The following is a 14,491-nucleotide window of genomic DNA, read 5'->3' as shown; positions in this document are numbered from 1 at the left end:
TAATAAAAGCTATATAATTTTTCTATATAATCCTTTAATAATTTCATATAAATTCTCCTATTTTAATATTTTTTCTTTCTCTTTTTATTTATTTTACTATTTTTATACATAATGTCAATATTTTTCAAATTATAAAATAGGTGCCACTAACCTAATTAAAGACTCTTTTATTCTTAATGCCCTACTTCTTTTTTCATAAGATTCTTTTGTTACGAAAGTAGAAAATTTTTGATCATTTAAAAATATTTTTGCTTGTTGCTTGGCTACTACTCCATCATAAATAAAGGCATTGACTTCAAAATTCAACCTAAAACTTCTATTATCCATATTAGCTGTTCCTATACTACTTACAATATCATCAGAAACTATTGTTTTAGCATGAATAAAGCCATTGTTATATCTATATATCTTCACTCCATAATCTATTAAATTGGCTATATTAGCACTTAATACCCATTCCATAAAAAAATGATCTGGTGCTCCCGGAACTATTATTCTCACATCAACACCTGATAAAGCTGATATCCTTAATGCTTCCAGCATTGGTTCATCTGGAACTAAATATGGTGTTTGAATATATACATATTTTCTAGCATTATTGATTATTTTCATATAAGCAATTTTTATATATTCATCCATATGATCCGGTCCCGAAGATACTATCTGTATACCTACATCGCCATATTCCTTAGGTTTAGGAAAATATTTTATTATATTATCTAAATTTTCATCAGAAGCATAATCCCAATCTAAAATAAACCTTTTATTTAGCTCATTGACAGCTTGCCCTTTCACTTTTAAGTGAGTATCTCTCCAAAACTTAAATTGATGTCCTCTATTAACATATTCATTTCCTACATTAAAACCACCTACATATCCTATCTCACCATCAATAACTACAATCTTTCTATGATTTCTATAGTTAATTCTTGTGTTTATCCTAGGAAATGCCCCTGGAAAGAAAATACTAAACTTTATCCCTAAACTTTTAATATATCTTATTTCTTTTTGTTTCAAACTTTTAGACCCCATTCCATCTACTAAAAGCCTAACTTCAATACCTTCATCTACTTTTTCTTTTAATTCATTTATAATAGCCTTTCCCAAGTCATCAAATCTAAAAATGTAGTATTCAATATGTATAAATTTTTTGGCGGCCCTAATATCCTTAATTAAATCTTGAAATTTCTTTTCCCCACTTATATATGTTTTTACTTCATTTCCTGTAGTGTAAATAGACCCACAATGATTATAATTCATTAAAATTAAATCACTATATTCATCCTGTAACTCTTTCTTTATTCCACGAATTTCTTGCATTTCTTCTAATCCCGCAGCTCTAGTTTTATCAATTATTTTCTTTTCTCTAAATATTTTTTGTCTGCTTAAATTCTGTCCTAAAAGTAAATAAATAATAAAACCTATTCCAGGAATAAGCATTAAAATAAGTAACCAAGCCCATGTTGTAGTAGGATCTTTTCTCTCAATAAAAATTAAAGAAAATACAGATATCATATTAGCTAACATGAGTAATATTACTATGGCAACATAAAATCTCACTATTATTCCCCCTTAACCTCTGGTTTTATATTTGTTTATAACATTTTTATTATACACCCTAATTAATGTATATTATACCAGTTTAAAGCCTATACAATGGAATTTTATAATAATTATTATGAACTTAGATAATGATGAGTTATGAATGATGAATGATGAATTGTGGAATAAATTCCTAAACGGAATTTTAAAAAAATATATTTTTCAGAAACTCTTCGAGTTTCATCATTAATTCATAATTCTTAATTCATAATTCATCATTGTAAAATAAAAAAAAGCTGACATATAGTCAGCTTAATTTTTATTTGAAGTATCTGTTTAATAATCCTTGGAATGCTTTTCCGTGTCTAGCTTCGTCTCTAGCCATTTCGTGAACTGTATCGTGGATTGCATCTAAGTTAGCAGCTTTAGCTCTCTTAGCTAAATCAAACTTACCTTCAGTTGCTCCATTTTCAGCTTCAATTCTCATTTCTAAGTTCTTCTTAGTTGAGTTAGTAACAACTTCTCCTAATAATTCAGCGAATTTAGCAGCATGTTCTGCTTCTTCATAAGCAGCTTTTTCCCAGTATAATCCTATTTCTGGGTATCCTTCTCTATGAGCAACTCTTGCCATAGCTAAGTACATACCAACTTCACAACATTCTCCTTCGAAGTTTGCTCTTAAGTCAGCCATTATATCTTCTGAAGCTCCTTGTGCAGCTCCTACTTCGTGTTCTGCAGCCCAGCTCATTTCTCCTGTTTGTTCTTTGAACTTATCAGCTCCTACATGGCAAACTGGACATTCTGCTGGTGCAGCTTCTCCTTCATGAATATATCCACATACTATACATACAAATTTCTTCATAATCTTATTCCTCCTAAAATACTTTATATATTAAATCTATATATCTAATTTTATAATCAATCATTTGTTTTTGTAAGTCACCTTACATCTATTATTATATAATAATTATTATTAATTACAACCCCTTTTTGAAAATTTTTTTAAATTTTTTTCTAATTGATAATACCTTTCAACTAGCACAGTTAAAAGCTTTATAACTCCTGCAGATGATACTAATTCTCAATAAAAAAATATCTATGCTTCTTAAAATTTTTATTATCTTATTTATGGATTCATAACTCTTAATACTAAATAAATTTCTTTCTAATGAATTAAAGCACCAAATATCAAATACTATTTGGTGCTTTTTATTAATTATTTTCTTGGTACAAATCCATTTTTATAATGGATTTAAACAAGTCTCCATCAATTTCTATATTTAGTTCTCCTCCATGAAGCTCAACTATGCTTTTTGCAATGGCAAGACCAAGGCCTGATCCTTCTGTAGTCCTTGCTTCATCTCCTCGTTTAAATCTATTGGTTATTTCTCCTGCATCAAAGTTCAGTTCATAAGATGATATATTCTTCATTATAATGATAGCATTCTTTTCATCTTTAATAATATCAATATATACCCTTGTCCCTCTTAAGGAGTATTTGGTTATGTTAGAAATTAAATTTTCAAAAACTCTAAATAATCTTCTTCCATCTCCATTTACATATACCTTTTCATCTGGGAAACTAGTTCTAATTTCCAATAAACTCTCGGCAAGTTTTTCATCAAACTCACCTAAAGTTTGTCTTAGAAGCTGCACTATATCTATTTTTGCTAAATGAAGTTCCATTTCACCACTTGCAGCCTTAGATGCTTCAAATAAATCTTCTATTAGTGCTTTTAACCTTTGAGATTTACTATCTAAAACAGCGATATAGTCCCTTGCACTTTCAGGTTCTACCTGCTCCCTCTTCAATAAATCAATATAGTTTATAATTGATGTCAAAGGTGTCTTTAAATCATGAGAAACATTAGTTATAAGCTCACTTTTCATCTTTTCACTCTTCATTTCATTTTTTAAAGACTTTCTTAATCCCTCTTTAATATTATTAATATCATGTGCCAAGCTAGATAAATATCCTCTTCCTCTTTCTTCAATTTTATAAGTTAATTCACCACTGGCTGCATCTTTTGCTCCAAGCATTATTTTATCTAAATATACTAAACTTTTTATCAATTTAATAAGCAGAGCAAAACTTATTAAAACACCAATTATAAAACATGGCCATAATAACTTTTCACCATTAAATATCCCCACCAACAACAATATAACTGATACTGCAATATACATAATTCCAATTATAAATATATTCTTTATAAATGATCCTCTTTTAATTATATCTTTTGTTGTATAATATATTGTTTTTGTAATAGTATTCTCGAAGATTGTTCCATCAGAATAACTTACTATTAAAGTCTTACCTGTCACATATATTAAAATTAAAATAAGAGATAAGGTAACTATATTTCTATAAGTAAAACTAATTAAATACTTTCCTTCACCAAATATTTTATTATAATAACTATTAAAGATTAGCTTATATACTATGTATGATAATAACAAGCCTCCTAACTTATATTCAATGGGATATTTCTTCAGTTTTTCTATTAATATATCTACTTCATGCATCCTGCTATTTTCTTTATTTTTTAGATATAACAACACTACTAGTATAGCTGTAGATATCAAGCATATCATTGCCTTAATACCTATAATATGCCTTATCTCTTCAATAGATTTATACGCATTATATATAGAATCTCCTTTTTGTAGAACTTTTGGTATCCATACATATAGCTCTATACTATAATTATTTAAATAATAATACTTGGATGATTGATTTTGTATATATGATGATACATAATTTCCACTGGTATAATAACCTGAAGAATTTCTTTTTATTCTATTTACTATATTTGAATTAGTAGATTTTTCACCTGATATATAGACATTTTCTGTAACACCATCATTAGTGGTAATCTTTCTTACAGAATAATACCTTGTGTCCTTTATCAAATCTTCATCAACTTGTTTTTCAGTAATCCAGCTATTGGTTAATGTATCAAAAGCTGCAAAATCTATATTATTATAAGCACTTAACTGAACTTTCAGGTTTTCATATGCCGTCTTTTTACTTTCTAAGATTTCCTTAAGCAAGCTTTCTTCATCATAAGCATATTTTTCTTCTATCTTCTTTCTTTCTTCATTTAATATAGCCTGTTGCTCATCATAACTATAATCATGAAATCCTTGTGAACTTTCTCTTATACTTTTGATATTTTGATATTGACTTTCAATCTTCTCCTCTATTTTTTGTTTATAACTATCAATTTCATATTGGTTTATATTATTTATATCATTAACATATTCATCATTTTTATAATAAATAGCATAGTCCAGTGCCATTCCTATATAATCATCTATTTCCTGTGCCAAATATGAATCAACATAAATCCTCTCAGGTAGTGTTAAGTCATAATTATTTATCACTTCAGCTCCTGATAAGATAGACATTGATAAAAAGATGAATATAAGCATATATAAGAAATAATTAGCAAATTTCTTATTCATACTTTTCAATTTTATAACCAATTCCCCACACCACCTTTAAATATTTTGGTTCCTTAGGATTGATTTCTATCTTTTCTCTAATCCTTCGTATATGTACTGCTACTGTATTTTCAGCATTATAGCTTGGTTCCTTCCATACATTCTCATATATTTCATCAATAGAAAATACTCTTCCTTTATTCTTTAATAGTAGTTCTAATATACCAAATTCTGTTGCTGTAACCCTTATAGGCTCACCTTCAACAAATACTTCCTTGCTTTCAAGATTAATTTCCAATCCACTGGACTTTATTATCTTTTCACTTTCTTTAGAATCATTAGCATAATTCCCTAAAGTCATATATCTTCTCAATTGTGATTTTACTCTAGCAATTAACTCTAAAGGGTTAAAAGGCTTAGTAATATAATCATCAGCTCCCATATTTAAACCTAGAACCTTATCTGTATCCTCTGATTTTGCTGATATTAATATTATAGGGATATTCTTTTCTTCCCTGATCTTCATAGTAGTTCGTAGTCCATCCATCTTAGGCATCATAATATCCATCAATATTAAATGTATTTCCTTTTCCATCAATGCCTGAATGGCTTGTATGCCATCATATGCTTTAATAACCCCAATCCCTTCGTTCTTTAAGTATATTTCAATTGCATCAACTATTTCTTTATCATCATCTACTACCAAAACAGTATTCATATAACTTTCAACTCCTCTCCATAATATTATAGCTTATAAAATTAATATACAGTATAAATCTTACGAAACCAAAGTGCTATTTCTTAAAAAAATATTAATATCCATTGGCAACAGTAAATCCATTAACCTTTTCCATATCTTCATTATAATCAAAATAAAAGGCACCCCTAAGAGCACCTCTTATTCATAATTTATTTTTTCAACTCCAATTACCATTATCATAAATTCTTATTTCTCCATATTTTATGGTAAATCCTTCTTCATTTTCTGCTGGAATTTGTTTATCACCATCATTAAATAATACTTTGGCATTTTCAAATTCATTAGGCAATACATACATATATAGATCTTCACTTACATATTTCATTTCCTCTCCTGGCCATTGTGATTTTACTTTTAATTCATTTCCACTATCATCATAAATATAAATTCTTGCCTTATTCCAATTTGATGGTTTCTTAAAATATATAATAGATGTATTTTCAGGCTTTTCAGTTATTTCAAACTCCATCTGCTTACTTATTTCATTACCTTCCTCATCTTTTACAGATACTAAAAGCATATACCTTCCAGGACTTTCTGCTATCCAATTTATTTGAGAAACTGTTGAATAATCATTTAATACCTTAATATTACTTATTCCATTAGATATGGAAAATTTATATTCTAGTTGCCCTTCTCCACCAGTTGCTTTTGCTGATAATATAATTTCTTTTCCTAAGCTTTGAGGACTTTCAACATTTGAGCTAAAATCTTTTACTTCAAGTTTACTTCCTTTATATTCTCCAAATGTCCCATTATCATAGATCATTTTTTCTCCTTTTATTACCTCTAATCCTTCTTTATTTGCTTCTGGAATCTGACTGTTATCGTCATTAAAAATAACTTTAGCTTTGTCATAGTTTTCTGGTAAAGTATAGCTATATATAGCATCACCTTCATAAGTCATTTGAATACCTGGCCATGCTGCTAATTCTTTTAAGCCTTCTGATGAATTATCATATACATAAATTTTTGGATTATTCCAATCTCTAGGTTTTTTAAAGTAAACCTTTGCTGTGTCCTTTAACTTATTTTTATATAATACTGCTATATTTCCACTTTTAACATTTCCAGATAACTTACCATTGGAAGATGTAAAAATACTACCTGAAACTTGATCAGTATACACTCCTTCTGCTAAGTTTGTATCTGTATCAATATTTTTTTCTTGTCCTAAATTAATTATTACTACACCTTTATTTCCTCTTTCTATAATCAAACAATTATTTCCCTGGTAATTCTTTAAATATTCACTTTCTCCTACCATGGCATTTCTAAATTTATTTACTGCAACCACTTCTTTATCTTTAAATAAATCACTACCTTTATCACCTATCTGTGTTTCTTCCGTAAACATTATGCCATTTCCCCCACCTACAGGTCTGCTAAAAAATAATGGTGTTTCATTACTTCTGGCAGCTATTACTGCCCAACACATCTTTAGTTGCCAATCATTCATCCAAGAAGAATAACCACTTGTAGACGTATCACTGGTAAAATTATCATGTGACTCTACCCATGTTACTAATGAGTTAGAAGCTACATTAATATTGTAATTTTGTATATTTTCTGCATTAAAATTATTATTAGCAATGGCATCTCTTATTTTATAGCCATAATTAGATGCTGTTACAGGCATTAATGCTCCATAAGCCGAATCTCTAGATATACTATCTTGTAGTATTTCTCCATATTGAAACTCTGCTTCATTATTTAAAATAGTTGGCCAAAAATCACTGCTATATCCATCATCATCTGGTAACTCTATATGTTTAGCTGCATCGTATCTAAACCCATCTGCTCCACAGTTTATACAATCAGATAAATAATCCTTAAGCTTATTTTGAACTTCTTTACTTTGAGTATTTAAATCCCATAAAGACAACAGAGCATTTTGTGTTACATCATATCTATTATTCCAATCACTTATTTCAGTGTTTCCATGAAATAAACTTTCATCTTGCCATGCAGCATCTATTTCATCCCATTTTGATGTCATATGATTTATAACTACATCAACAATTACCTTTACACCATACTTATGAGCTTCATTACACATTTCAATAAATTCATCTCTTGTACCAAGCTGATAATTACCTATCTTATAATTAATTGGTTGATATTGATACCACCATTGATCTGTAAATTTTAAATCTCCATTATTCCCCACTCTACACTGATTAATTGGTGATGTCTGCACTGCTACATAACCTGCATCTGCTATATCCTTAATGTTTTCTTTTATAGTTTTGAATGACCAACACCAAGCATGAAGTATTGCACCATCTTTAATATGCTCTGGTAAATCATCAGAAACAGTAATAGTATCATTATTAGACTCTGCTCTTACAACAAATCCATATTTTAAATTAACAAACAGCAATGTTAACAATAGAGTAAAAATGGTTACTGTACAAATAACCTTCTTTTTCTTAAAAAAGCTATATTCCATTATCACCACCCCTTTATACTTTAATGATACTACCTACAAACACCTGTTTCAAATATTTTCCACCTACATATGTTTCAATATTTCGTCAGATAATAAACTTAGTTAATGATGAACTTAGTTAATGATGAGTGATGAATGATGAATGATGAATTGTGGAATAAACTCACAGAGTTTAGAAAAATATAAATTTCAGAAATTCTGTAAGAATTTTATCATTAATTCATAATTCTGAATTAATAAAAAACACATAGCCACAACGCTATGTGTTTTTTATATATTATATAGTTAAAAGAAGTCCTGCAATTGTGGCACTTAATAGGTTTGCTAATGTTCCACCTAAAACAGCTTTCCATCCTAGTCTTGCTATATCATGCTTTCTATTTGGCGCCATACCACCAATTCCACCTATTAGTATAGCTATAGAAGAAATATTGGCAAATCCACATAATGCAAATGTTACTATTGCTGTAGTTTTTGCAGATAATTCTGGTAATAATGGAGACATACTTGTAAAAGCAACAAATTCATTTAATATAATCTTTTGACCTATTAAAGAACCTGCTAGTACAGATTCACCCCATGGTACACCAATTATAGCTGCTATTGGTGCAAAAATATATCCTAATATTGTTTGTAAGCTTAAATTCGAAAAACCAAACCAGCCCCCAATCCAGCCAATTAATCCATTAACAAGCGCTATTAAAGCAACAAAAGCTAATATAATTGCTGCTATATTTAAAACTAACCCTAATCCATCAATGGCTCCCTTTGAAGCTGCATCTACTACATTAGCTGAATCATCTTTTACCATTTTAACTTCATTTTGAATTTTATCAAATTCAGTTTCTGGATAAAGCATTTTTGATATTATAAGTCCTGCTGGAGCCGCCATAAATGATGCTGAAATTAAATATTCTATTGGAATTCCAAGTAATGAATATCCAACTAAAATTGATCCTGATACTGAAGCTAAACCTCCAACCATAACTGTAAATAACTCTGATTCAGTTAATTTAGCTACATATGGCTTAATTAAAAGCGGTGCTTCTGTTTGACCTAAAAATATATTAGCTGATGCTGATATAGTTTCTAATTGTGAAGTTCCTAAAAGTTTAGATAATGCTCCACCGATAACTCTTATTATAAATTGCATTATTCCTAAGTAATAAAGAATAGAAACTACTGCTGATATAAATATAATTACACATAATACATTAACAACGAATATACTTCCATCATTAGTTAGTGAACCAAATACAAAGCCTATACCTTCATTGGCATAGCTTATTACTCCTTGAACACCTAATGCAACTTTACTTAAAACATATCTTCCTACACTCCATTTTAAGACTATTAATGCAAATCCAAATTGAATTAAAAATCCAATTATTATGGTTCTCCATTTTATGTGCTTCTTATTATTAGATAATAAGTATGCAACTGCAAATATAAATAAAATACCTATAATGCTATTTAAAATTGCCATAAAACTCTCCTTTTCTTTCATCTTTTAGTTTATTCTTGTCTCTCTACTTTAGTATTTGCAAGAATTTTTCACTTATACGCAAACATTATTTTCGTTAAATTCAAACTCTTATAAAATGGCTTTATCACTATTATTGACTAAAATTATTAATTAATATATAATAAAAAAATAAATAAAATAGTATAAAGTGTTGAAAAGAAGTAGTACTATAACTTTGTAATCTTAAGAGAGCTGTTGGAAGGTGTAAAACAGTGTTTACATTATAGGAACTTGTCTTGGAGCTTACTTGTGATAAACAAGTACGGGATTCCCGTTAAAGATTTCGAGTGAGAACTATTTTAAGTAAGAGTGAAAAGTTAAGAATTTTTTAATCATTAACTATTAACTACTAGCTAGTTCTAATAAGAGTGGTACCACGAAGCAACAGCTTTCGTCTCTTAATATATAGAGACGGAAGCTTTTTTAAATTTAAAATGAAAAATGTAAATTATATAAATGCTCAATTGTTATAATTAGCAAATTAATTTTTAATTTTTAATTTTTCATTTCTTTAATAAGGAGGATTTTAAAATGAGTAACTATGGAACTGCCATTGATAAGAAGTGGCAAAAGAAATGGGAAGAAACTGAACTTTATAAGTTTGACCCAAATAATGAAGGAGAAAAACTATATGTTTTAGAAATGTTCTCTTACCCATCAGGAAGTCAATTACATGCAGGTCACTGGTTTAACTACGGTCCAGTTGATTCATGGGCAAGATTAAAGAAAATGCAAGGATACAATGTATTCCAACCAATGGGATTTGATGCCTTCGGTTTACCAGCTGAAAACTTTGCTATTAAAACTGGAATTCATCCATGGGATTCTACTGAAAAGAATATTAAAACTATGGAAGAACAATTAAAAGCTATGGGAGCTATGTTTAACTGGGAAAATGAAGTTATAACTTGTACTCCTGAATACTACAAATGGACTCAATGGATATTCTTAAAATTATATGAAAAAGGATTAGCTTACAGAAAGAAAGCTCCTGTAAACTGGTGTCCATCATGTAACACAGTTTTAGCTAACGAACAAGTTCATGAAGGATGTTGTGAAAGATGTTCAACTGAAGTAACTAAGAAAGACTTAACTCAATGGTTCTTCAAAATAACTGAATATGCTGATGAGTTACTAGAAAAGTTAGATACTTTAGACTGGCCAGAAAAAACTGTTGCTATGCAAAAACACTGGATAGGTAAATCTACAGGTGCACAAGTTACATTTAAAGTAAAGGATTCAGATATGAGCTTTGATGTATTTACAACAAGAGTTGATACTTTAAATGGTGTTACTTATGTTGTTTTAGCACCTGAAAATGAATTAGTAGATAAGTTAACTACATCTGAAAATAAAGCTGCTGTTGAAGAATATAAAGAAGCTGCTAAAAAGCAATCAGATATAGAAAGACAATCTCTTTCAAGAGAAAAAACTGGTGTGTTCACTGGTTCATATGCAATAAATCCTATAAACGGAAAAGAAGTACCTGTATGGGTTGGTGACTATGTACTTGCAACTTACGGTACTGGTGCTGTTATGGCTGTTCCAGCTCATGATGAAAGAGACTACGCATTTGCAACTAAGTTTAACTTACCAATAGAAAGAGTTATAACTAATAAAAAAGGTGAAGAAGTTGAATTACCATACTGTGAATACGGAGTTCTTGTTAACTCTGGAGAATTCGATGGTTTAACAACTGAAGAAGCTAAAGAAAAAATAGTTGCTAAGCTTGCTGAAAATAACTTAGGTGAATCTAAAGTTAACTACAGATTAAGAGACTGGTTAGTTTCTAGACAAAGATACTGGGGAGCTCCAATCCCAATGATTTACTGTGAAGACTGTGGTGCTGTTCCAGTTCCAGAAAAAGATCTTCCTGTACAATTACCTTACAATGTTGAATTTGCACCAGATGGAAAATCTCCACTTGCTAAGTGCGAAGAATTTGTAAATACTACTTGTCCATGTTGTGGAAAGCCAGCTAAGAGAGAATGCGATACATTAGATACTTTTGTATGTTCTTCATGGTACCAAATGAGATATGTAGATAACAAAAACTCTGAAAAAGCTTTTGATAAAGAATTAGTAGATAAAATGCTTCCAGTTGATAAATATGTTGGTGGACCTGAGCATGCTTGTATGCACTTATTATATGCAAGATTTATAACTAAAGCTTTAAGAGATATGGGATACTTAAGCTTTGATGAACCATTTAAGAGCTTAACTCACCAAGGTTTAATATTAGGACCAGACGGATTAAAAATGTCAAAATCAAAAGGAAATACAATTTCTCCAGATGACTACATTAAAGAATACGGTGCTGACGTATTTAGAATGTACTTAATGTTTGGATTTGCTTACACTGAAGGTGGAGCTTGGAGTGATGACGGAATTAAATCTGTTGCAAGATTCGTAGATAGAATTGAAAGATATTTAGATATAGCAAGAGAAGCTATTGCTAAGGGAGAAAACAATAAAACTACTATGGATAAAGCAGAAAAAGAATTAAACTTCTGGTTAAACAACGCTATTAAGGGTGTAACTGAAGATGCTGATAAAATGCAATTTAACACTGCTATAGCAAGAATGATGGAATTTGTTAATGCATTATCTAAATACCTTCAAGAAGAAACTAAGAACTTAGACTTCTTAAAGAATGTATGCATGGACTTCATCAAAATATTAGCTCCATTTGCTCCTCACTTTGCTGAAGAACAATGGAACCTATTAACTGATAAATACTCAGTATTTAACGAAGCTTGGCCAACATTTGATCCAAAAGCCCTTGTTAAAGATGAAGTAGAAATAGCTGTTCAAGTAAACGGAAAAATCAGAGCTAAAATCAATGTATCTACTGATTTAGACGAAGAAGGAATAAAAGCTGCTGCTTTAGCTGATGAAAATATAGTTGCTGCTACTGAAGGAAAAAATATAGTTAAAGTTATTGTAATTAAAGGTAGACTTGTTAATATAGTAGTAAAATAAAAAAGAGTGCTTTATGCACTCTTTTTTATTTTATAACTTTAATTTATTTTTAATAAATTCTCAATTACTCTTTCTAATTCATCAATATTTTTTAAGTTTTCTTTCAAATTAAGTAACAATTCTTCATCCTTAGGCAGCTTGTATCTATGTGCTAATCTATTTCTTAATTTTCTTGAAATAAAGTAAAAATCAAAAAATTCTTCACTTATGCATAAAGAATCCTTTAGTGTTTCCATACCCTCAATTGCTGAAATCCCTATTTTAAACTTATTTAACTCTTTTAAATTTATAGATATATAGTCTTCACAAAGTATATGAAAATCTAAAAAATAAGCTCTAATACTATGAAATAACATTTTCTTAATCTTCTCATTATCATTATTATTTATTTCCTCAATACATTCAAAGCATTCTGATTTCCACTCTTTATAATCCTCTAATAGTTTTACTACTCTACTATGATTAACCAATTAAATCTCTCTCCCTTAACTCAATAAAATCACTATTTTCTATAAAAAACTTTTCAATTTCCCTATAAGTACTATTAAACTTTCCTTTGTCATCTAAGAATACAATAGCCTCATTAAGTATATTTTTTAAAAACATTTTATCTGTCTCATTATTTATCTTTATAACATCTACTTCACTATCTAATTTCTTTTCTAAATCATATTCAAGTCGCAACTCAGTATTTAAATCAATATTTCCTATTATAAATATATCATAGTCAGATTGCTCATTAAAATCTCCTCTGGCTCTACTTCCAAATAAACCAATTGAATCTATATTATATTTCTTTGCTATCTCTATACATATATCTTTTAAATCCATACAGAGCCCTCCCTTATATTAAAATTATTATCATTTTTAATATTATTATATCAGATTGTTTGTATATAATTTGATATTTTTTATTTCTTATTATTTCATTGCAACACCCAGCTAGAATATGGTAATTTAGTAATAAATATTTAACTATAAAAACTGGAGGGATAACTATGAATGTGCGAATGGCAAAAGTAGAAGATGCTAAAGATCTTCTTAATATCTATGAATATTACGTTACTAATACCCCTATTACTTTTGAATATGACGTACCTACAATTGAAGAATTTAAAAATAGAATTGAAACTACCTTAAAAAGATATCCTTATATAGTTGCTGAAGAAAATGGTAAAATCTATGGATATGCTTATGCTGGTGCATTTAAATGTAGACGCGCCTATGACTGGTCTGTTGAAACATCAATATATGTACAATACGAAAATTCCAGTAAAGGAGTGGGAACATTGCTTTATAATGAATTAGAAAGACTTCTTAAAATGCAAAATATTATTAATGTAAATGCTTGTATTACTTATCCCAATGAAAAAAGCCAAGAATTCCATAAGAAATTTGGCTATAAAACTGTTGCTCACTTCACTAAATGTGGCTATAAATTTAATACATGGCATGATATTATTTGGATGGAAAAGTTCATTGAGAAGCACCATATTCCCCCTAAGGATGTAATTCTATTTTCACAACTTAATTTGAAATAATAAAAATGTTCTATTTTATAGTGACATTTTGTTATATTTAATATCTACTATAAAATAGAACATATTAATAGATTTCATTTAAATTTCTTTTTGAAGTTTCATAACTTTCTCTTTAGTCAAACTAGTTGATTTAACTATTATGTCAATATCTACTCCTAACTGTAAAAGATTTTTGGCAGCTTCTATATTAGCTTCTTCCTTACCTTGTTCTCTACCTTCTGCTCTACCTTCTGCTCTACCTT

At 29.1% G+C, this 14,491-nt stretch carries 10 protein-coding genes and 1 other annotated feature; of the genes, 2 read left to right on the top strand and 8 right to left on the bottom strand.

The genetic code is table 11. The annotated features are described in order from the left end of the window. Window positions 1-129: 129 nt before the first annotated feature. From cls to Q5O44_RS11850, 6 genes are all read right to left on the bottom strand, one after another. Window positions 130-1,560, bottom strand: coding sequence for a cardiolipin synthase (cls, locus tag Q5O44_RS11875; RefSeq protein WP_022168645.1), 1,431 nt, complete (start codon window positions 1,558-1,560; stop codon window positions 130-132). A 301-nt stretch (window positions 1,561-1,861) separates the two neighbouring features. Further along, window positions 1,862-2,404: an NADH peroxidase gene (locus tag Q5O44_RS11870; RefSeq protein ID WP_022168644.1), complete on the bottom strand. Its 543-nt coding sequence runs from the start codon at window positions 2,402-2,404 to the stop codon at window positions 1,862-1,864. A gap of 350 nt (window positions 2,405-2,754) precedes the next feature. Further along, entirely contained in the window at window positions 2,755-5,031 is a 2,277-nt protein-coding gene (locus Q5O44_RS11865; protein WP_022168643.1) for a HAMP domain-containing sensor histidine kinase, read from the bottom strand. Next, window positions 5,003-5,707, bottom strand: coding sequence for a response regulator transcription factor (locus tag Q5O44_RS11860; protein WP_022168642.1), 705 nt, complete (start codon window positions 5,705-5,707; stop codon window positions 5,003-5,005). Before Q5O44_RS11860 ends, Q5O44_RS11865 begins: the two co-directional genes overlap by 29 nt. Window positions 5,708-5,906: 199 nt before the next feature. Continuing rightward, window positions 5,907-8,201, bottom strand: a complete 2,295-nt coding sequence (locus Q5O44_RS11855; RefSeq protein WP_022168641.1) for a starch-binding protein — start codon at window positions 8,199-8,201, stop codon at window positions 5,907-5,909. 277 nt (window positions 8,202-8,478) lie between these two features. After that, window positions 8,479-9,687 (bottom strand): NupC/NupG family nucleoside CNT transporter, encoded by a 1,209-nt coding sequence (locus Q5O44_RS11850; protein WP_022168640.1) that lies wholly within the window; start codon window positions 9,685-9,687, stop codon window positions 8,479-8,481. 181 nt (window positions 9,688-9,868) lie between these two features. Further along, window positions 9,869-10,128 (top strand) — a binding site (T-box leader). Window positions 10,129-10,257: 129 nt separating this feature from the next. Between Q5O44_RS11850 and leuS the strand changes: the two genes are divergently transcribed. Beyond that, the gene (leuS, locus tag Q5O44_RS11845) at window positions 10,258-12,708 is read left to right on the top strand and encodes a leucine--tRNA ligase (RefSeq protein WP_022168639.1); all 2,451 of its coding nucleotides are present in this window, start codon (window positions 10,258-10,260) and stop codon (window positions 12,706-12,708) included. Window positions 12,709-12,746: 38 nt separating this feature from the next. Here the strand turns inward: leuS and Q5O44_RS11840 are convergent, their stop codons facing one another. Beyond that, on the bottom strand, window positions 12,747-13,178 hold the full coding sequence (locus Q5O44_RS11840) for a hypothetical protein (RefSeq protein ID WP_022168638.1): 432 nt from the start codon (window positions 13,176-13,178) through the stop codon (window positions 12,747-12,749). Then, window positions 13,171-13,539 carry a nucleotidyltransferase family protein gene (locus Q5O44_RS11835; RefSeq protein WP_022168637.1) on the bottom strand — a complete coding sequence of 123 codons (369 nt, stop codon included), beginning with the start codon at window positions 13,537-13,539 and terminating at the stop codon, window positions 13,171-13,173. The genes Q5O44_RS11840 and Q5O44_RS11835 overlap by 8 nt, the downstream gene beginning before the upstream one ends. Window positions 13,540-13,706: 167 nt before the next feature. Here Q5O44_RS11835 and Q5O44_RS11830 point away from each other — a divergent pair, with 167 nt between their 5' ends. Further along, window positions 13,707-14,249 (top strand): GNAT family N-acetyltransferase, encoded by a 543-nt coding sequence (locus Q5O44_RS11830; RefSeq protein ID WP_022168636.1) that lies wholly within the window; start codon window positions 13,707-13,709, stop codon window positions 14,247-14,249. Window positions 14,250-14,491: the final 242 nt, after the last annotated feature.

It is taken from the genome of Clostridium sp. CAG:221 (assembly GCA_000435835.1).
In the GTDB taxonomy this organism is placed as follows: Bacteria; Bacillota; Clostridia; order Clostridiales; family Clostridiaceae; genus Clostridium.
The sequence above is the reverse complement of the archived record's forward strand: the minus strand, read 5'-3'. Positions and strand labels throughout refer to the sequence as shown.

What these genes read in the sequence shown, in the direction of transcription:
- Q5O44_RS11860 (WP_022168642.1), bottom strand. Translation starts at nt 5,707, where the DNA reads ATGAATACTGTTTTGGTAGTAGATGATGATAAAGAAATAGTTGATGCA.
- Q5O44_RS11835 (WP_022168637.1), bottom strand. Translation starts at nt 13,539, where the DNA reads ATGGATTTAAAAGATATATGTATAGAGATAGCAAAGAAATATAATATA.
- Q5O44_RS11870 (WP_022168644.1), bottom strand. Translation starts at nt 2,404, where the DNA reads ATGAAGAAATTTGTATGTATAGTATGTGGATATATTCATGAAGGAGAA.
- Q5O44_RS11855 (WP_022168641.1), bottom strand. Translation starts at nt 8,201, where the DNA reads ATGGAATATAGCTTTTTTAAGAAAAAGAAGGTTATTTGTACAGTAACC.
- Q5O44_RS11830 (WP_022168636.1), top strand. Translation starts at nt 13,707, where the DNA reads ATGAATGTGCGAATGGCAAAAGTAGAAGATGCTAAAGATCTTCTTAAT.
- Q5O44_RS11850 (WP_022168640.1), bottom strand. Translation starts at nt 9,687, where the DNA reads ATGGCAATTTTAAATAGCATTATAGGTATTTTATTTATATTTGCAGTT.
- leuS (WP_022168639.1), top strand. Translation starts at nt 10,258, where the DNA reads ATGAGTAACTATGGAACTGCCATTGATAAGAAGTGGCAAAAGAAATGG.